This window comes from Algoriphagus ratkowskyi (assembly GCF_002150505.1).
Taxonomy (GTDB): domain Bacteria; phylum Bacteroidota; class Bacteroidia; order Cytophagales; family Cyclobacteriaceae; genus Algoriphagus; species Algoriphagus ratkowskyi.
This window is the reverse complement of the sequence record NZ_MSSV01000017.1, coordinates 37911-57514: the sequence shown is the minus strand read 5'-3', so window position 1 is coordinate 57514 and position 19604 is coordinate 37911. Positions and strand designations below refer to the sequence as shown.

Here is a 19604-nt window from a genome sequence, read left to right as displayed (position 1 = left end):
ACAACGCATCCAACCAAAGAAAACAGATGAAGGATTTAGCAGGGAAACTAGTTTTAATCACCGGAGGAGCTTCTGGTATTGGTAAAATAATGGTTCGTCTGATGCTGGAGCGAAAAGCCAAAGTGATCATCTGGGATATAAATCAAGCCAGCATTGATGCTACAATTTCCCAATTCACTAATGGCGAGGCCATTTTTGGTTATCAGGTGGATGTGTCAAATTTTGAGCAAATACAGGATACTGCCTTAAAAGTAAAGCAGAATATAGGTATTGTCGATGTGGTGATAAATAATGCCGGGATAGTGGTAGGCAAATTCTTTCATGAGCATTCGTCAGCGGATATTACCAAAACGATAGAGGTCAACTCCACTGCGCCAATGTTAGTCACCAGCGCATTTTTGGGAGATATGATAGCTCAGAACTCTGGCCACATCTGTAACATTGCTTCCTCTGGAGGGCTAATTTCTAATCCAAAAATGTCGGTTTACGCAGCTAGCAAGTGGGCGCTCATCGGTTGGTCTGATAGCTTGCGACTAGAGATGAAGCAACTGAAGAAAAATATAAATGTCACCACAATTATGCCTTATTACATCAATACAGGCATGTTTGACGGAGTAAAATCAAAAATCCCGATTCTCGAACCAGAGGCTGCAGCACTTACAATTGTTAAAGCCATAGAGAATAACACAAGAATGCTAACTATACCAGGGTACATTTATCGATTGACTCGGATAGGCCAAGGTTTGCTGTCTTTAAATGCGTTTGATTGGTTTGCAGGCTCTGTGATGGGCATTTATAAAACAATGGAACACTTCGTCGGTCGAAAGAAATAAGATTCCAAAGAGCAATGTTTCCGCCGCATACCCAAAGAAAATAAGGTAATTGGCATAATTGAGATAATTAGAAATTTTTAATAAAATGATCATACTAATAGGAGCTGGATTATCGGGTCTATTGACGGCTTACCGCCTAAAAAAGGAAGGAATTGCTTTCAAAATTCTAGAAGCTAGAACAAGAATTGGGGGAAGAATAAACACGGTGGTTGGTTCAGATAATACACCGGTAGAAATGGGTGCAACCTGGTTTTCTGACCAGCATCAGCATTTACGTGCGCTTTTAGATGAATTAGGAATTAAGTATTTTGAGCAATACATGGAAGGCAATGCCTTATATCAGGCATCTTCCGCTGCACCTGCAGAGGCAATTCAAATCCCTCGCCAAGCTCCAAGCTACAGAATCTCTGGAGGCACCTCCCACTTAATCGAGACCTTGTTCAAAGCGTTGGGGCAAAAAAATGTTCTATTGGATCAAACGGTCACAGAAATAAGGTTTCGGAAAGATGCTGTTGAAGTAATTGCTAAAGAAACATTTATAGCCGACAAAGTCGTGCTAGCACTACCTCCCAAACTATGGGCGAAGAAAATCAAATTTGACTCAGCTCTGCCAAGTAATTTAATGGCTGTTGCTTCGCACACCCATACATGGATGGAAGACTCGATTAAAGTTGCGTTGAGCTTTAGTACTCCTTTTTGGCAGGAGCATAAGCTATCTGGATTGCTATTCAGTAACCCTGGTCCTGTTGTTGAATTTTATGATCACAGTAATAATGAAAGATCCAAATTTGCACTCTGTGGATTTGTCAATTCTTCATATAAGATCCTCTCATTTGAAGAACGAAAAGCAAGAATCATAACTCAATTGAAAAGAGCTTTTGGAACACAAATCGAGAATTTTATTGACTATACAGAATGTGTGTGGAGTGATGAAATAAACACTTTTGAACCTTCTGACATAGAGCATTTCCCACATCAAAATAATGGAAACCCAATTTTCAAAAACACCTTTTACGATGATCGAATGATCATTTCCAGCGCCGAATCTGCGGCTCAATCTCCCGGATATATGGATGGTGCGGTGTATGCTGGGAATTTAACAGCTAATAAACTGATCGCTGCCAACTAGGATTGTACTGATTTGCATTTTGCTCTTTAAGACTCAAAAACTTTATGAATAAAGCCTGAAAGCTATATCTAAGGATTTTCAGTCCTTTGAATGCTTTCTCAATGCAAGACCCTAAATCTAGGAAATCAAGTTTACAGCTAGGAAAAGAATGCCTATCATCTGTATATTCGGCAGCTATGCTCTATAGTGGATTTACAAATGACTTTCTTAATTTAAAGATGTAACCACACAGCAATTAAAAAACTTTAAATCCGCCATCGGGCTAGCTCACAGATCACTAAACCTAATCACCTATCCTATTTTAATAACTATTGCTTCTAGATGAAAAATCACATACGATCATGAAAAAAAAATTAGCTCTATTTTTTGCTTTGGTGGGATGGTTTGCAGTAATAGCGCAATTCATCTTAATGATTGAAAACCGCGTTACTCCTATCCCTGAAGCCGTAATCAGATTTTTCAGTTTCTTCACAATTTTAACTAACACGCTGGTTGCAGTTTATTTCACTTGCATCGGGCTTATGAAAAATCATGAATCCAAAACAATTAACAAACCAGGGATTCTTACAGCAATCACGATATACATCTTCATGGTTGGCATTGTTTATCAAATTGCTTTGAGGCAAGTCTGGCAACCAGAAGGCTTACAAAAGATCGTAGATGAATTGCTTCACTCTATCATACCGATTCTAGTTATAGTATTTTGGTACAAATATGAAAGAACCAAATCGCTTAAACATTCACAGCTATTGCTATGGGCGATTTATCCTATTATCTACTTAGCCTTTGTCCTGATTCGAGGAAGTTTTTCCAATTTCTATCCATACCCATTTGTTGATGTGACCAATTTAGGCATGGCATCAGTCCTAACTAATTCCGTGATTTTACTTGTGGTATTTTCCGTGATTTCGTCTTTGTTTGTTTTTATAGGAAAAACTATAATCAAAAGGTAGAATGGAATCTGAATAGCGCGAAAACATGCGGTTTACAGGATTAGTATGAGAAAACTCAGCTCTTCGAGTATAGATGCAATCTGGTATGGGGAACTGTGTATATTTAAGTATTGTGCGTCAGCTTGAAAATCTAATAGTTTGACTAAAAATAACTTAAAATGGCAAACTCAAATGAAAACGTAGTTTGGATAACAGGAGCTTCGTCCGGGATTGGCAAAGCTATGGCCTTTGAGTGGGTAAGATTAGGATATAAAGTGGTGCTATCTGCCAGACGCAAAGAATTATTAGAAGAGATTGCTCTTGAGATTAAGAATTCAGGAGGAGAAGCATTGGTAGTTCCGGTTGATATTTTGGAAGAAAAATCAATAGAAAATGCCGTTCAAAGCATAATAGACAAATGGGGCCGTTTAGATGTTGCTGTCGCCAATGCTGGATTTGGTGTTTTTGGAAGTATAGATAAGTTGACTGCAAAAGATTGGAATAGGCAATTGCAAGGGAATGTCACCGGATTAGCCTTAACAGTAAAATACGCCCTGCCTCATTTGAAGCAAAATAAAGGTCGCATTGGTTTACTAGGTAGTGTTGGAGCTTATCTTCCCAATCCTTATGTCGGAGCCTATGGCGCCTCAAAAGCTGCGGTACATTCTATTGGTCTGACCTTACAAGTAGAATTAATGGGTACCGGTGTAAGTTGTACTACCATACATCCAGGATTTGTGGTGTCGGAGATTGCCAAAATTGATAATGAAGGTCTGTGGCATCCTGAACGGGCAGACCCACGGCCCGCGAATTTAATGTGGCCTACAGATAAAGCAGCGAAAGTTATAGCTCAGGCTATAATCAAGCGGAAAAGAACTTATATTTTCACAGCCCACGGTAGAATTTTAGTTTGGTTGCAAGGTTGGTTTCCTGGCTTGGTGAGAACAATTGTCTCAAAGGGTCCAAAACCAGAATAAAAGAGAAAAGCTGAACGCACCTACACGAAAAATGGGCTTTTCCATAATTCCAATCTTGAATCCTTGTCTGTGGATTTCAAATCCCTTATACATTTAACATATTTATCTAATCGGAATTCTTAATTTGGTTTTAGCGAAACCTAAAAGACTTGTGGACAATTGCGATATAGACGCAATATGAATTGGGAGTTACGTGTATACAGGTGTTGGCATTAATTACAAAATGAAATTCAAACACGATTATCAATTAAGTACGAAACCAAATTTGGGAAAACGCCTTGTAGCGGCTCTCATCGACTATGGACTAATAATGTCCTACTTCCTATTAATGATTTATCTCTATGGCGAACCAAATGACGAAGGTGGTTACTCAGTGAATGGATTGCCAGGATTTTCGATAACGGTTGTTTGGTTCATTCTGACAATTGGACTTGAGCAAATGACAGGTTCGACTTTGGGAAATAAGAGTCAAGGCCTAAAAGTTGCGCCTAAAACCGACCCAAGAAAATCATTGACTTTTGGACAATCCTTAAAGAGACACCTTCTTGACATAATTGACCTTTGGCCATTTGGTCTATTAGCAATCTTGACAATTAAGAATACTGAATACAATCAACGACTTGGAGACCTATGGGCTAAAACAGTTGTTATTGACTCAACTGATCCTGAGCAAGGATTGCAAACAAAAGAATAAAAACTAATGCCAATCGAGTAGACGGCCGTGAGCAATAAGCCCACGGTGCGCCTCTCACACCACCGTACGTACGGGTCTCGTATACGGCGGTTCATTGAATCTGAGGTTGCGTATTTAAGTAGTAGTCTAGCATCGAATTGTACCCTTTTCGCCTTAGTCTTGATAAGGTGATCGTAGTTCTCAAGATCGGACTTTGAGCTACTGCCCAGCCTCCCATTCGGGTTCTACTCCAAGCATAAGCTTGTCCCTGCTCTATCCCTAAACGGATTAGGTTCTTACGTTTTCGCTCTAGCTTTTTCTCCCGTATGTACGGGACCAGATACAGTATCGTAGTCGGTTGCGTAACCATTCACAACTGTTTTAAGTTTGATCTGAATACTTGCCAATCGATAGTTGTTCACCCAACCCTGCCACACTTGTTTTAGCTTCTGCAATCGTTCTTCGAATTTGTAGGGCAATGTTTTCTTGGTAATTGCTTTAAGCTTTCGTTTCAAACTCTGCCAACTCCCCTGTTTTACAACTAGTTGATACTTGCCTTTTTCTCCCTTTTTGTAGGTTGGGGTAAATCCATGACCTAACAGCTCGAAAGTATTTGGTCTACGAATACCGCTTTTTGCTCGGTTGATAGGCAAGTCTAGCTTCTCTTTCAAGAAGAGATAAACTTCATTCCCCAACTTCTTTGCTTCTGCTTTTGACTTTGCATAAATGCTAAAATCATCTGCATAGCGCACAAAGCGTAGTCCTTTCCTTTGGAGTTCTTTGTCCAATACATCGAGTAATATATTCGATAGTAATGGACTCAGTGGGCTACCTTGCGGCACTCCCTTTCTGCGTTGCTGTAACTTCCCTTTTACAAGGATAGGTGCTCGCAACCATTTGCGGATTAGCCATAAGGTAGTTTCGCATTTGACCTTGTTGTAAATCAATTGTAGTAGTTTGTAATGCTGCACTTCATCGAAGAAACTTTTTAGGTCGATATCTACAATATCCTGATAGCCATCATTGATGTATTTCAAGCTTTGTCGGACTGCCTTATGGGTGTTTCTTTGAGGACGGAAACCATAGCTTTGCTCTTCAAACTCTAACTCGAATTTTGTTGCTAGCTGACGGCTTACTGCTTGTTGCAACCACCTATCTACTACCGTGGGAACTCCTAATAAACGGGTTTTACCGTTTCCTTTTGGTATTTCTACTCCTTTGATAGCTTGCGGCACATACTTCCTGTTCAGCAGAGATGTAATCAGCGCTTCGCCTTTGGCTTCTCTATAAGAGGCCAATTCGTAAACACTCATCTTGTCAATGCCTGCACTCCCTTTGTTTCGCACTACTTGGTAGTATGATTTTGTCAGATTGCGGGGATGTAGTACTTTTTCTATCATAACTTTTCCTTTGTCCGCTTAGGCCAAGGCTATCCGTAGATTCCTTTGCGAATTTGGACGCAATTCAATGTTCAGTCCTTCCCAACTTTGTGAGTCCTCTGCTTTTCACAGCTCGTTTGCCAGTTGGTACTATGACTTCTGCTGACTTCTCTTCAATGTACTCGACATCTAGAGACCTCCCTCGGTAAGATGAATATCCTTGTATGTATCTCTGCTACATCTACTATTTCGGTACGCTCTCCACTTGATGAATCAAACGGAGCTTTGGACTTCGGCAGCATGTGTTACCTCATCCGACCTCATGGCCTCAGTATGTAGTTTCTGTTCGTCAGTACACATACCGCAGTCTGGCTTACTTCACTGCATACCTCACGGCAAACCAGCTTGCCACTTGCTTGGCTTCGGGTAACGACTCCCGCGCTTAAGGGACTTCACCCGTTGGAACGACCATCATTTTGGTCTATATTCAACATTCAAGGCACACACAACATATAAAAACAATGCTTTAATCAGTCCTGAATGGGAAATACTTGCTCGGCGGATTGTACTGCGGACAATCACGCCCCCAGCTCGCACAGTTTTTATACAAGACGTTACCCAATCCCCTGACGCATACCTCCCACTCTTTGACGTTTCTAGACCTTACCTATTTTGTGACTAATCAGTAGATTTGGATAGATATAAATCACAGACACTACAACTTCAAAATAAAATGGCACTGATTAATCCTTATATCAACTTCAATGGGAATGCAGAGGAAGCATTCAATTTTTACAAATCTGTCTTTGGCGGAGAATTCGCAAACATTACTCGTTTCAAAGATCTTAACATCCCCGAAAACCCAATAGCAGATCATGAAAAAGAGAAGATCATGCACATAGCTTTGCCTATCGGAAAAAATGTCCTCATGGGCAATGATGTCCCAGAAAGAATGGGCCGGGTAAGTGAAAATGAGAACAGGTCTAAAATATCTATAGCAGCCGAAAGTAAGGAAGAAGCTGAACGAATTTTTAGCGGACTTACAGCTGGTGGAAGTATTGAAGTGCCTATGGATGAAAGTCCTTGGGGCTCCTATTTTGGGATGTTCAGAGACAAATACGGGATTGAATGGATGGTGGATTTTGACCCAAAACACAAAGGAAAAGTATAAGCTGAATCAACTAAACTCAACACCATATATATACTCCCAATAAGCTAAGTCTTGTTGGGAGTGTTTTTTTGTCCAAAAACTAAATTAAAAGAGAACAAATCACTATAAATCAAACAACTACAGGAAGTTTTTATTGCCTAAAAGAAATTGGATTACTCTACAATATTCCTCGATATGTGATACTGTTAATTATAATTTCTCCTAAAATTTTTAGAATATGTCCGGGCAAACTTCTTCCAGCCTGATAAGCAAGGATGGATATGACAACTGGCATCATTGCGGATACTCATGTCAATTTTATTTATCATTCCAGTGCTCGTCTATTACTTTCTGAATATGCGGGTAGTTTTTATCCGTCTCATTCAAATTTTCCCGCAGTTCGATCAATTGCTGTTTCAGATCTGCAACAACACCTTTGTAAGCAGGATCTGAATAGACGTTGTTCATTTCATTGGGATCTTTACTCAGATCGTATAGCTCCCAAGCAGCTGGGGTATGTCGGGAAAAATCGTTGCCCCAACTTTCCTTATTCCATTTGGCATTGGGGTCATCAGTATCTACCCAATACCTGCCATAGAAAAAGATGAGTTTATACTGCTTGGTGCGTATCCCAAAATGTGCCGGATTGCCGTGTTTATGTGCCATATGCATCCAGTATCTGTAATAGGTGGATTTTTGCCAATCTTCCGGCTCCTTACCTGTTTCCAAAATGGCTTTGAAACTATGACCCTGCATATACTCGGGAGCTGACCCACCAGCCATTTCTATCAATGTGGGTGCAAAATCAGTGTTGTTGATGATAGCATCTGTACGAGTCCCAGCTTTTATCTTTTCGGGATAGCGCACAAAGAAAGGCATACGCATCGCTTCTTCGTACATCCAGCGCTTATCGATATAATCATGCTCTCCCAGCATAAACCCCTGATCACCAGTATATATAATGATGGTATTTTCCAACAATCCTTGTTCCTCCAAATAATCCAACAAGCGTTTTACGTTATCATCCACTCCTTTCACACAGCGTAGATAGCGTTTTAAATATTCTTGGTACACCATACTGGTGTGCTTCTTCTCATCCGAACTCATCTCCCATTTCACGTACTCATTGGGACTAATTTCAGCGGGATTTCGGTACTGCTTATACACCGTGCTATCCATATAAAGATTCATAGCTTGGTTGCGAACCAGATTGCGACTCGACACAGAAGAACCTATAATGCGGGTCAGAGAATCATTTTTGCCACGGGTGCCCACTGACCCATTATTAGCATTATCATACATGCTTTCAGGTTCAGGAATAAAGGTGTCTGCCAAATACTCATCGTAGCGAGGGGCATTTTCAAAGTCATCATGAGGCGCCTTGAAATGATGCATCAGGAAAAATGGTTTATTGGGATCTCGCTCATTCTTAAGCCAGTCGAGTGTAATATCGGTAATGACATCAGAGGAATGTCCTGTTGTTTGCACCACGTTTTCTGGCCAGGGTTTTTCTCCCCGAACCAAAAAATCAGGATCGAAATAATTACCCTGACCTGGCAATACTTTATAGTAATCAAACTCGGAAGGCTCTGCATGAAGATGCCATTTGCCCACTATGGCTGTTTGGTAGCCTAGTTTTTTCAATTCCTTCGGCAAATATTGTTGATCCGCAGTAAGCTCCCCTTCGAGATCTATGACTCCATTCGCTTGGGAATTCTGTCCAGTCAATATAGCCGCACGACTAGGCACACATATGGAGTTGTTGACAAAACAATTGTCAAAAATTATCCCTTCACCAGCTAGTTTATCAAGATTTGGCGTGGGATTTAACGAAGCCAACCGGCTACCATAAATCCCAAAAGCCTGCGTCGTATGATCATCTGCCATGATGTAGATGATGTTCGGCTTTTGTTGAGGCTCCTGTGTTTCTTTTTCCTCACAGGAAATTAAAAATGGAAATATTGCCGCAGCAAATACAAGCTTAGATATTTTATAATACATAGGATGTTGGGCAAAGTTGAAAAATTGATATTGGAATATGAGATTTTTCAGCATCGTAGCTAATCAGTATATAACCTACTAAAGATCTCTGAATATACCTTATAAACTATCCCATTTATCCGTTTTAGAAGTAGAGATAGTTAGTATGAAAACACATATCCTTACTTGAAAAATAAAATCTACTTATCCGCAATTATGCCACAAGTCAATTTCTTTGATGGATAAAATGGACCAGATTTAATAACTCTTGAAACACTCCTTCTGATCAGAATCTCATCGCTTAATGGAAGCAACCTAAAATCTGCTTTAGGCCTTAGTAAAATACTTTTGTCGCAGCCAAAAAGAAACACGAACAAGAATAATCAATGCTGGCACTTCCACCAACGGCCCAATCACTCCCGTAAATGCCTGGCCGGAATTCAATCCAAACACTGCGATGGCTACAGCAATCGCTAATTCAAAGTTGTTTCCGGCAGCTGTGAATGCTACAGCAGCAGACTTGTCGTATGCTGCACCCATGGCCTTTGTGAGGAAGAAACCAATGATAAACATCAGGGCAAAATAGATCAACAAGGGGATGGCTATTCTCACCACATCCATAGGGATCTGCACGATCATTTCCCCTTTCAGGGAGAACATCACCAAAATAGTGAAGAGCAATGCGACTAGAGTCATTGGCGATATGGCTGGAATGAATTTGTTCTGATACCAATCCTCACCCTTTGTTTTTACCAAAAAATACCTACTCAGAATACCCATCAGAAATGGTATTCCCAGATAGATCGCCACACTTTCAGCAATAGTCCAAATTGATATGTCGACAATGGCACCGTCAAAACCGAAATATGGAGGAAGTACTGTGATAAATAACCAAGCATAAAAACTATAAGCAAACACTTGGAAAATACTGTTCAGAGCAACCAAGCCTGCCCCATATTCGCTGCTTCCCTCTGCCAGATCATTCCACACCAAAACCATTGCAATACATCTAGCCAAGCCAATCAAAATCAATCCCACCATGTATTCAGGATAATCATGAAGGAAAATCAAGGCCAAGGCAAACATTAATACCGGACCAATAACCCAGTTCAAAATCAGTGAAACTGACAAGATTTTCACATTCTTAAAAACCTTCGGAAGTTGCTTGTAATCCACTTTGGCAAGAGGCGGATACATCATCAGAATTAAACCTATGGCAATCGGGATATTGGTTGTGCCTACGCTAAAAGCATTTATAAAATTAGAGCTGGAGGGAAGGAAATAGCCTATCCCAACCCCTATGGCCATCGCAAGGAAAATCCAACCTGTGAGGTACTGGTCTAGGAAACTTAGTTTTTTGCTTGCCATTGTTATTTGGTACTTCTTATTTGAGAAAACACATAGAACATTTCAGCAGCGATTTGTAGGGAGCGTTCATCATACTTGCTTGCTTCCTCAGCCGTATCATCAAAGGCTTTCGGGTCTTCATATCGAACCGGAATACGATTCTCAGCGCCAGGAATGAAAGGACAATTCTCATCTGCATGAGCACAAGTCATTACCGCCGCAAATCGATTAGCTCGATTGATAGGATCATCAAAAAGTTTGGAAAATGCTACGATGGGTTCAGCATCATCTGAGTGAAACACAAAATATTTAGGATTTACTTCTCCTTTTTTGGTCACTCTAAAGCCAGCTCGCTTGATAGATTCCACCGCTCGTTCATTGAAAGCGGTTACCTCTACCCCACCCGAATAACAGGCCGCAGGAATCCCAAAATAATCGGCGGCAGTCTGAGCCCAGATCTGGGAAAACTGGCTTCTTCTGGAATTATGGGTACAGATGAAATTAAGTACAAGGTCCTCTCCTGCATTGACTTTACACTGCGCGTAGTCAATCAAAACCTGAAGAACTTCCCTTCTTACAACTGGAATAGAAAGAGCTTTTGCCTGCTCTACGGTGAGGTTGAGTTCAGGCAAAAGCATGATTTTGGATGTCTGCATATTTTTCAGAATGAGTTCCTTTTAACAACAGCCAGATCCTGGAGCACAAGATTCCTCAGAAGCTTGCAAAGTAGCTAGTCTGATCTTTGGCTTTTGATCTGGAATACCGCATTTTTCCTTGGCCAAACAGTCAGTTTGTTTAGAAGTCAGGAGGAAATTTACCCCGTCGAAATCCAATCCAAATTTCCCGATAGTCTCGGCTTGATATTCAACTTCCACTTCGAAGTCTCCTAATTCAAGCACTTTCTCCGAAAGCTCAATAATGCTAAAAAGCTTCTCTGGATGAAGTCTGTGGTTGTAATCATCCGCATTCCACAGTTGGAAATTGGCGACATTTTCATTTCTCACAGTTCCTCCACAATCAATAAAATGCTTGGTGATTTTGCCCACCTCAGTGACATGAAAGTGAGTCGGCACCAATTCTCCAGTTGGCAATTGAAAAGCTATAGTTTCCAGTTTACCCAGTGCTGATTTTACTTCTGATAGTTTCATAATATTTGAAAGTTAATGTGGTGCATAAATTTAATTTTGTCCTTATCAGCTTTTCTACCAGTCACAAGTCAAAAGCATCAAATTTGTTAAACCTATCAATTGATGATACTTCTGTCTTCCGTCTCCGGTCTTCCAGCCTAGTTGTTTTTTAACAGCAATTTCCAGCTGCCGAGATATCCAGATTAAAGAACTCATTTAAGATCCCCTTCATTTTGTTCCAATTTTCTTGGTCAATGCAATAGCAAACGCTCGTACCCTCGATATTCCCCTTGATCAATCCGAGTTGCTTCAGTTCTTTCAAATGCTGGGAAATGGTAGGCTGTGCCAAACCTATCTCAATGACCAAGTCGCCGCATACACAAGTGTCCATCTTGAACAAATGCTGAAGGATAGCAACTCTGGCAGGATGTGCAAATGCTTTGGCAAAAACAGCGATCTGATTTTGTTGCTCCGAGAATATTTCAGTTTTGGTTAACCCCATGTTGACAATTGTATCATTGCAATATTACGATAGAATGATTCAAATTTCAAGCGACAGAGGGATATTTTACTCATTTTCTATAAAAAAATTGAGACTACATGTTTACTAAATAAAAATTTAGTATGCTTTAGCATTCAAATATCCAGCATTTTTTGAAGACCATTTCCAAAAATCCTAATAACAAAAATCAGCTAAGCATAACTTTAACCACAATAGAAATTTGAAAGATTATGATAAACAACGGAAGAGTTCTAAAAAAAAATTATTTTCTTCGGACTTAGATTTTTACGGGTGCTGTCTTGTAGTCAGGTAATGAAAAGACAAGTAAAACTAATAAGGGAGATATCCGGATAATTGGCTAATTGCATGTCTATGCACATCATAAAAGCCTTGATAATGGAACAAGTAACTGGTTAATTTGTAAATAGTTATTAATCAGAAGATAAAGTAATTATAAAGTATAAAGAATTAGGTGAATGAATTTTGTTCCTACAAGAATGATTGTGAAGAAATTGAAACCGTCAAAATTGAATAACTAATACTATGTCCATCTCGAAAGAATCCGAATTAATCGGAATGAAAATGGTTAGCGAAGTAGTTGGAACAACACTTAAATTGATGAGAGCATACGCTAAAGCAGGAATGTCTACCAAGGAATTGGATGACTATGGTGCTGAGATACTGAAAAGTCATGGCGCTAAATCTGCTCCTTACGAAACTTATAAATTCCCTGGATATACCTGTATCAGCGTAAATAAGGTAGCAGCACATGGAATTCCTTCCGAGAAAGTAATCTTACAAGAAGGTGACTTAATCAATATTGATGTTTCGGCTGAATTGAACGGTTTCTGGTCTGACAATGGTGGTTCCTTTGTAATAGGAAAAGACATCCACAATCACCAACCACTTGTAGATGCTTCTCAAGCAATCTTGCACAAGGCAATCAGCGCCATCAAAGGAGGAGTAAAAATCGCTGATATAGGCTATCTGATAGAAAGTGAAGCTAGAAAATCAGGCTTTAAAGTACTCAAAAATTTAGCTGGTCACGGCGTAGGTAGAAGTCTTCATGAAAAGCCAGAAAACATTCTCAACTACAGAGTCAGAAGCAATAGAGAGCGATTCAAGAAAAATACCACCGTTGCGATCGAAACGTTTATCTCCACCAAATCTACCATTGCAGAAACACAGAAAGACGGCTGGACGTTGATAGGCGATAAGGGTGGATATGTCACCCAGCATGAGCAGACCATCCTAGTCACAGATAGCGCACCGGTTATTTTGACCAAAGCAAATGGGTTTTGGAATTAATAAGGAAAATCTCCATTTCCAGAATGCTTGCTGGTTAATGTATGGAAGTACTATGCAGGTCTCTCATCATCCCATCCTCCTTCACTCCAGCCACTCGACAAATTTTCCAACTGAGAAACTAGCATAATAGGTAAATTCACTATTATTTATCCTGAAAAGTAATGTTCTAGATTGCTTCACTCTTACCCACAATACTTTAAGGATTTTCAGTGAATTAACTCAGATCGATGAAAAGACTCCTCTCCCACTATGTCATTTTAGCAAACTGTTTTGTCGCATTGTTCAGTTGCCAAAGCCCGGAACCTGAACCTGTCAAGCCAAACATTCTCTTCATCTCCATCGATGATCTTCGTCCAACCTTGGGAGTTTATGGAGATCCTATTGCCATCACACCGAATATCGACCAGTTGGCAGCTGAGGGATTTACGTTCAGAAATACCTTCTCTCAAGTAGCCGTTTGTGCACCATCGAGAGCCAGTTTGATGACGGGAATTCGCCCAGACTCCACGCGTGTTTGGCATCTGGGAGACAAATTCCGTGAGATCAACCCGAACACTGTAACTATGCCTCAGCATTTTGCAAAGTTTGGTTACCACACGGTGAATCTGGGTAAAATCTTCCATAACTATATGCCGGATTCCATCTCTTGGGATGAACCTGATTTGCGACCAGCGCACTATGTGCGACCAGACTGGTTAGGTAGAGATGGCGAGACCTTTTACATCTCTGAAGAGGTTCATAAATCTCAAGCGATCAAAAGAGATTCCTTATTACTCCTTAATCCTACAAGATATGCCGATGGTTGGAATACAGGTCCAGCTTGGGAAGCGGCGGACGTTCACGATTCCGCCTATTACGATGGAGCACAAAACGAATTGACAAAGGCTACGCTGACACGCTTAGCCAAAATGGATCAACCTTTTTTCATGGGCTTGGGCTACTTCCGACCACACCTGCCTTTTACCGCACCGAAGAAATATTGGGATTACTACGATCCTGAAAAGATCCCTCTGGCAGCAAATCCTAACGTACCTGAAAACGCTCCTAATTTCACGATGAATTCCATGTATGAACTTCGCCACTACGACGGCTTTAACCATATTGGACATCCGCAGTCTGACTACAGAATGAGCGAGGACACCGCCAGAATTCTAAAACATGGATACTATGCCAGTGTGAGTTATGTCGATGCCTTACTTGGAAGCCTGATCGCTCATATGAAGGAGACCGGTATTTATGAGAATACCATCATTATACTCTGGGGAGATCACGGCTGGAAACTTGGCGATCATAACAGCTGGGGCAAGATGACCAACTACAATATTGACCTACAAGTACCGATGATCATCCGCTATCCAAATCAAGCAAATAAAGGAGGGCAAACTTTTGAGCTTACCGAGTTGGTAGACATGTTCCCTTCTCTATGCGAACTCGCTGGTATAGAAGTTCCTAACTATATGCAGGGAACGAGTTTCGTGCCGCTGATTAAAGAACCAGAGCGACCATGGAAAACTGCTGCTTTCAGTCAGTTTCACCGAAGACCACAGCACTCTGCTGATGGGAGACGATATATGGGCTATTCTATCAATACTAAGAATTACCACTACATCGAGTGGTACGACTGGGATCCAGCAACAGGTACCAGAGGTGAGCTAAAAAGTAGCGAGTTGTTTGACTCGATCAATGATCCAACCGAGACTATCAATGTAGCTCTGAAAACAGAATACAGTTCTATAGTTAAAGATTTGTCTGTACAACTGGCAGCTGGCTGGAAAGCGGCTAAACCTACTGCAGAATAAAATTTAACCTATTAAAAAGACTAGGAAGTCAGCTCCTTAAAAAAAAGCAGTTGACAAAACTTTAGCTATTTTACACCATCAAAAACACCTCCATGAAGCTAATGGAGGTGTTTTTATTTTTAGTCCTCAGGAAAATTACAGGATATTCAATAGTAAGAAAGCATAGTATTTACCTAAAATTCAAACTCCCAATTGACAGGATTATCTAAACAAATGTTAAATCCCTCTATCCAGCGAGGGTTCAGGAATTGAACAGCGTCTAGACATACAAGCCCACTCTATTGTAGAAGTAGGCAAATGTTGAACCTAGATAAATGAATTCAATCATGAAAAAATTAGTAATGTTCACAGCGCTGATAGGAATCACCTTCCTTTACTCTTGCAACGAGGATATGGATGAGATCTCGGAGATGATCGAAGATTATGAAGATGAGATGGATGCAGGAACCTATTTTCTTGTTGCCGATCAGCAAAATAACGAAGCACACCTTATTACTTATGAAGGAATCGAACTTTTCAACTGGGACTTGGACGGAGCTTTAGGGAACGACATCAATCTTTTAGACGATGGTCGTTTGCTTGTTGCTCTGAAAGCTAATAATGCATCTATCTCTTATGGTGGCTATGGGGGAACATTCAAAATGATCAATGCTGACCAGACTACTGAATGGGAAGTCTCCTACTCTACTTCGGATTACACCGCGCACCATGATGTAGAATATCTATCCAACGGGAATATCCTTTTCCAAGCATGGGAAGAGCTATCACAAGCTGAAGCTGCCGAACAGGGGTTTGCAGCAAACTATGCGCTCAATCCTGAAACAATTATAGAAATGAATCCGCTGACGCAGGAAATCGTATGGAGATGGAATGTGATGGATCACATCGTCCAAGACCATGATGACAGCAAAGCCAACTTTGGAAGCGTAGCTGACAATCCGAACAAGGTAGATGTAAACTATAATTACAGCAGCCGAAATGACGGAGATATATTTCACATCAATGGGCTGACGCTAGACGAAGAAACTGACTTATTATATCTGACTGTCAATAACTACAGTGAGGTATGGGTACTGGATCACAGCACTAGCACTGCTGAAGCAAGCACTTCAACTGGCGGAAAATATAGCTTGGGAGGCGATCTTGTTTATCGATTTGGCAATCCTGAAACCTACGATAACGTAGGAACTGCAACGCTGAATAATGTCCATTATCCAAACCTGCTTGGAACCGGCAACCTCCTTGTCTACGCAAACAATGCCTATGCGAATCAGTCTGCTGTCATCGAATACATTTTGTCTCCACCGTACACTCTAGTAGCTGGGCAGGACAATGAACCTACCGTGTCTTGGTCATTCACGGATAGTGATATGTACTCTTCCGGTCTTGGCAGTGCTGTTCGAATGGAAAATGGTAATACACTGATAGCGGAAGGTAGAGATGGGACACTTTGGGAAGTGACAGCAACTGGCGAGACGAAATGGAAGTATAAAACAAATTACAGTACCATCTGGCGTACCTATGTTTTCAATTCAGATGACCTTGCGATCGAAGCTTTAGGATTATAGCCGGTAGAAGCTAATTTTTTAAAACCCAGTTCAAGTGTTATTGGACTGGGTTTTATTTTATACGGTAGTTTCAGGTAGACAGGAATAGCTCCAAAGAAACCTGACTATTTGTAACTCAGTCTAAGTGAGGTAAAGGACAACTATTCTCCCAGAGCACTCCAAGAATATGTCTTAACAGTTCCTCCCTTTCAGGGCATGATTAACGAGTTTGTCGTTTACCCCAATTTTAAGATTTGGCCAAAAAAATCTCTTCGACAAAATCACCCTTTCTATCTAGGAAATCCCCCTATACTTCTATTTCAATTCTTATAGAGTCCCCTATGTTTCACCTTTGAGCTGTTCGTATAAAACACCTCAGAAATGAAAACATATTTCACCTTAGTATTCCTTTTAATAGTTCACTTCTCCAACGCTCAAAGCACTCAGGAGTCAACTGCACAAGTTTGGTCCTTGGAGGAAATGATAGCCTATGCGATAGAAAATAACATCACTATCAAAGATGCTTCCCTCAGCAAGGACATTGCAGAAGTAGCTTATGACAGAGCCAAATCTGCTCGCTTGCCAAACTTATTCGGCAGTACTTCCCAGACCTTTTCTAATGGTAACAGCATTGACCCGATCACCAGTGACTTTGTGACTGATCAGATTCACAGTACCAATGTGGGACTCAACACAAACATCACTTTGTTTCAGGGCAATCAGTTGGTCAATCAGATAGAACAGAATAAAATCCTCTTTGAACAAAGTGTATTTCAGGAAGAAGTAGAAAAAAACAACATCGTTTTGAATCTACTTGAAACCTATCTGCAAACGCTTTACAGCAAGGAAAGCATCACCATCGCTGAAAACAACCTGGAAGCTTCGGAAAATGAAGTACTTAGAGCCAAAGCTCGTCTGGACGCGGAGACTATCGCCTTAAGTGATTACACAGAAGCACAGAGTCAGGCCGCTACCAATAAGTTCAATGTGATCGCTGCCAAGAATAATTATGAGCAATACATCATCGCATTGAAACAGCTGCTAGAGCTACCTCCTCTCGAAGATATAGCAGTGGAAACCATCGATGAAAATATGGACCTGGTCAACCTTGGCCTAGACAAAGCAGAGATTTATACAAATGCATTGGCCTTTTTGCCTGAGGTTCAAACCAGCCTTTTGAACATATCGGCCAACGAGAAAGCACTGGCGATTGCCAAAGGGAATTATGCTCCGGTTCTGGGCTTGACAGGAAGTATGGGTTCAGGGTATACCAGTATCAACAATAACTCATTTTCGGATCAGTTCAATGTCAACTTCAATCAACGAATTGGGCTATCTCTAAGCATACCGATTTTCAACAGAAATCAAACCAAAACCGCTGTTCGCACTGCCACTTTGAATATAGACAAGGCGGAGATTCAGAAGATGAGCACGGAGAAAGAGGTTTTTAGAAAGGTAGAAACAGCCTATCAAAACGCTCGCTCCTCTCAAGAACAGGTGATCGCCTCTGAAGCCTCAAAAAACTCTGCTGAGCAATCATACCAACTCGCACAGAAAAAATATGAATTGGGAGACCTGAGCACCACGGATCTGGTGATCAGTCAGAACACCTTCACTACAGCTCAGCAAAACTACTTGCAAGCTAAATACATGAACATTCTATACCATCAATTACTACAATTCTACCAAGGGTACGAGATCAATATTTAATCAACATCAACATGAAAGCAAGAAAAAACATCATCATAAGTAGCGTTGTAATTGTACTACTAGCCGCTGCAGCTTTTACCTACACTAGAGGAAATGACTCAACCGTCATAGAAGCTAAAACAGTGGAAGCCACAAAAGGCACGATCTCTACTTTGGTCACTGCCACGGGAACTATAGAGCCTATCACTCAGGTGGAAGTAGGTACTCAGGTGTCTGGAGTGGTACAGAAAATCTATGTGGACTACAACAGCGAAGTAAAACAGGGACAGCTGATAGCTGAACTGGACAAGACAAATCTACAAGCGGCCAAGACGCAGGTCCAGGCTTCCTACGACAACGCAATTACACAAAGAAACTACCTGCAGGCGATCTACGAGAGACAGAAATCCCTTTATGAAAACAAGGTGATCTCCAAGTCGGATTACGACGATGCAGTCTACAACTATGAAACTGCAAAAGGTACCGTGACTCAGCGTCAATCCGATCTGGAATCTGCAAAAACCAACTTAAGCTATGGTAATATTTATGCTCCTATAGATGGCGTGGTACTTTCCAGAGCGATAGACGAAGGACAGACAGTTGCGGCAAGTTTCAGTACTCCGACGCTTTTTACTATCGCCCAAGACCTGAAAGAAATGCAGGTGGAAGCAGACGTGGATGAAGCAGACATTGGAGATGTAAAAGAAGGACAGCGCGTGGAGTTTACTGTCGATGCATACATAGGCGAGACCTTCAATGGAGTAGTTACTCAAGTTCGCTTGGATCCTACCGTGACCTCTAACGTAGTGACCTACACTGTAGTGATCAAGGCGGAAAACCCGGACATGAAACTTAAGCCAGGCCTCACCGCAACCATCTCTATTTACACCTTGGAATTAACTGATGTGCTGACCACGGAGGCGAAAGCGGTCAATTTCAAACCAGAAGCTGCAACGCTTGTATCTTATAATCAGCAGCATCTTTTACCAGAAACCTCCGCTGATGTTTCTCAAAATGAAACAACACTATGGGTACTCGGAAGCGACGGTTCCATTCAGCCTAAAACAGTAACACTCGGTGCTAGTGATGGAGTCAACGTCCAAGTCTTAAGTGGAATTACTCAGGGAGAAAAAATTGTCTATAGCTTGAAAGGAGTGTCTAAAGCTGAAGCAAGTGCTGCAGGCGTGGCCGAAAGTCCTTTTATGCCACAACGTCCCGGAGGAAAAAAATAA

At 41.0% G+C, this 19604-nt stretch carries 17 protein-coding genes; 11 read left to right on the top strand and 6 right to left on the bottom strand.

The window, feature by feature from the left end; all coding sequences use genetic code 11:
• The first annotated feature begins 26 nt into the window (after nt 1-26).
• The 5 genes from BVH02_RS16555 to BVH02_RS16535 all read left to right on the top strand — a co-directional run bounded on the left by BVH02_RS16555 (nt 27) and on the right by BVH02_RS16535 (nt 4565).
• On the top strand, nt 27-833 hold the full coding sequence (locus tag BVH02_RS16555) for an SDR family oxidoreductase (RefSeq protein ID WP_086502583.1): 807 nt from the start codon (nt 27-29) through the stop codon (nt 831-833).
• A gap of 85 nt (nt 834-918) precedes the next feature.
• Nucleotides 919-1962 carry a flavin monoamine oxidase family protein gene (locus BVH02_RS16550; RefSeq protein WP_086502582.1) on the top strand — a complete coding sequence of 348 codons (1044 nt, stop codon included), beginning with the start codon at nt 919-921 and terminating at the stop codon, nt 1960-1962.
• 341 nt (nt 1963-2303) lie between these two features.
• Nucleotides 2304-2915, top strand: a complete 612-nt coding sequence (locus BVH02_RS16545) for a Pr6Pr family membrane protein (RefSeq protein ID WP_086502619.1) — start codon at nt 2304-2306, stop codon at nt 2913-2915.
• A gap of 158 nt (nt 2916-3073) precedes the next feature.
• Entirely contained in the window at nt 3074-3871 is a 798-nt protein-coding gene (locus tag BVH02_RS16540) for an SDR family NAD(P)-dependent oxidoreductase (RefSeq protein ID WP_086502581.1), read from the top strand.
• Nucleotides 3872-4094: 223 nt separating this feature from the next.
• Nucleotides 4095-4565 carry an RDD family protein gene (locus BVH02_RS16535; protein ID WP_086502580.1) on the top strand — a complete coding sequence of 157 codons (471 nt, stop codon included), beginning with the start codon at nt 4095-4097 and terminating at the stop codon, nt 4563-4565.
• Between the two features lie 275 nt (nt 4566-4840).
• Here the strand turns inward: BVH02_RS16535 and ltrA are convergent, their stop codons facing one another.
• A complete protein-coding gene (gene ltrA / locus BVH02_RS16530; protein ID WP_223271894.1) occupies nt 4841-5944 on the bottom strand; it encodes a group II intron reverse transcriptase/maturase in 1104 nt (367 codons plus the stop codon).
• Nucleotides 5945-6656: 712 nt separating this feature from the next.
• Here ltrA and BVH02_RS16525 point away from each other — a divergent pair.
• Nucleotides 6657-7094 (top strand): VOC family protein, encoded by a 438-nt coding sequence (locus tag BVH02_RS16525; protein WP_086502579.1) that lies wholly within the window; start codon nt 6657-6659, stop codon nt 7092-7094.
• Between the two features lie 297 nt (nt 7095-7391).
• On the opposite strand, the gene BVH02_RS16520 is transcribed toward BVH02_RS16525, so the two are convergent.
• The 5 genes from BVH02_RS16520 to BVH02_RS16500 form a co-directional block, all read right to left on the bottom strand.
• Complete coding sequence (locus BVH02_RS16520; RefSeq protein WP_086502618.1) at nt 7392-9074, bottom strand: sulfatase family protein; 1683 nt, start codon at nt 9072-9074, stop codon at nt 7392-7394.
• Nucleotides 9075-9380: 306 nt separating this feature from the next.
• Nucleotides 9381-10421, bottom strand: a complete 1041-nt coding sequence (gene arsB, locus BVH02_RS16515; protein WP_086502578.1) for an ACR3 family arsenite efflux transporter — start codon at nt 10419-10421, stop codon at nt 9381-9383.
• Nucleotides 10422-10423: 2 nt separating this feature from the next.
• Nucleotides 10424-11056, bottom strand: coding sequence for a low molecular weight phosphatase family protein (locus BVH02_RS16510; protein ID WP_223271895.1), 633 nt, complete (start codon nt 11054-11056; stop codon nt 10424-10426).
• Nucleotides 11057-11077: 21 nt separating this feature from the next.
• Nucleotides 11078-11548, bottom strand: coding sequence for a DUF6428 family protein (locus BVH02_RS16505; RefSeq protein ID WP_086502577.1), 471 nt, complete (start codon nt 11546-11548; stop codon nt 11078-11080).
• A gap of 148 nt (nt 11549-11696) precedes the next feature.
• Entirely contained in the window at nt 11697-12029 is a 333-nt protein-coding gene (locus BVH02_RS16500; protein ID WP_086502576.1) for an ArsR/SmtB family transcription factor, read from the bottom strand.
• A 543-nt stretch (nt 12030-12572) separates the two neighbouring features.
• Here BVH02_RS16500 and map point away from each other — a divergent pair.
• The 5 genes from map to BVH02_RS16475 all read left to right on the top strand — a co-directional run bounded on the left by map (nt 12573) and on the right by BVH02_RS16475 (nt 19604).
• Nucleotides 12573-13337 (top strand): type I methionyl aminopeptidase, encoded by a 765-nt coding sequence (gene map, locus BVH02_RS16495; protein WP_086502575.1) that lies wholly within the window; start codon nt 12573-12575, stop codon nt 13335-13337.
• A gap of 227 nt (nt 13338-13564) precedes the next feature.
• Complete coding sequence (locus BVH02_RS16490) at nt 13565-15136, top strand: sulfatase (RefSeq protein ID WP_086502574.1); 1572 nt, start codon at nt 13565-13567, stop codon at nt 15134-15136.
• 326 nt (nt 15137-15462) lie between these two features.
• A complete protein-coding gene (locus BVH02_RS16485) occupies nt 15463-16704 on the top strand; it encodes an arylsulfotransferase family protein (protein WP_223271896.1) in 1242 nt (413 codons plus the stop codon).
• Between the two features lie 360 nt (nt 16705-17064).
• Entirely contained in the window at nt 17065-18393 is a 1329-nt protein-coding gene (locus tag BVH02_RS16480) for a TolC family protein (RefSeq protein WP_086502572.1), read from the top strand.
• An 11-nt stretch (nt 18394-18404) separates the two neighbouring features.
• A complete protein-coding gene (locus BVH02_RS16475; RefSeq protein ID WP_086502571.1) occupies nt 18405-19604 on the top strand; it encodes an efflux RND transporter periplasmic adaptor subunit in 1200 nt (399 codons plus the stop codon).

Coding starts and splice junctions, on each gene's coding strand:
- BVH02_RS16520 (WP_086502618.1), bottom strand. CDS start 9,074: ATGTATTATAAAATATCTAAGCTTGTATTTGCTGCGGCAATATTTCCA.
- BVH02_RS16500 (WP_086502576.1), bottom strand. CDS start 12,029: ATGGGGTTAACCAAAACTGAAATATTCTCGGAGCAACAAAATCAGATC.
- BVH02_RS16480 (WP_086502572.1), top strand. CDS start 17,065: ATGAAAACATATTTCACCTTAGTATTCCTTTTAATAGTTCACTTCTCC.
- BVH02_RS16475 (WP_086502571.1), top strand. CDS start 18,405: ATGAAAGCAAGAAAAAACATCATCATAAGTAGCGTTGTAATTGTACTA.
- BVH02_RS16545 (WP_086502619.1), top strand. CDS start 2,304: ATGAAAAAAAAATTAGCTCTATTTTTTGCTTTGGTGGGATGGTTTGCA.
- BVH02_RS16555 (WP_086502583.1), top strand. CDS start 27: ATGAAGGATTTAGCAGGGAAACTAGTTTTAATCACCGGAGGAGCTTCT.
- BVH02_RS16550 (WP_086502582.1), top strand. CDS start 919: ATGATCATACTAATAGGAGCTGGATTATCGGGTCTATTGACGGCTTAC.
- BVH02_RS16505 (WP_086502577.1), bottom strand. CDS start 11,548: ATGAAACTATCAGAAGTAAAATCAGCACTGGGTAAACTGGAAACTATA.
- BVH02_RS16540 (WP_086502581.1), top strand. CDS start 3,074: ATGGCAAACTCAAATGAAAACGTAGTTTGGATAACAGGAGCTTCGTCC.
- BVH02_RS16525 (WP_086502579.1), top strand. CDS start 6,657: ATGGCACTGATTAATCCTTATATCAACTTCAATGGGAATGCAGAGGAA.
- map (WP_086502575.1), top strand. CDS start 12,573: ATGTCCATCTCGAAAGAATCCGAATTAATCGGAATGAAAATGGTTAGC.
- BVH02_RS16485 (WP_223271896.1), top strand. CDS start 15,463: ATGAAAAAATTAGTAATGTTCACAGCGCTGATAGGAATCACCTTCCTT.
- BVH02_RS16535 (WP_086502580.1), top strand. CDS start 4,095: ATGAAATTCAAACACGATTATCAATTAAGTACGAAACCAAATTTGGGA.
- BVH02_RS16490 (WP_086502574.1), top strand. CDS start 13,565: ATGAAAAGACTCCTCTCCCACTATGTCATTTTAGCAAACTGTTTTGTC.
- arsB (WP_086502578.1), bottom strand. CDS start 10,421: ATGGCAAGCAAAAAACTAAGTTTCCTAGACCAGTACCTCACAGGTTGG.
- BVH02_RS16510 (WP_223271895.1), bottom strand. CDS start 11,056: ATGCAGACATCCAAAATCATGCTTTTGCCTGAACTCAACCTCACCGTA.
- ltrA (WP_223271894.1), bottom strand. CDS start 5,944: ATGATAGAAAAAGTACTACATCCCCGCAATCTGACAAAATCATACTAC.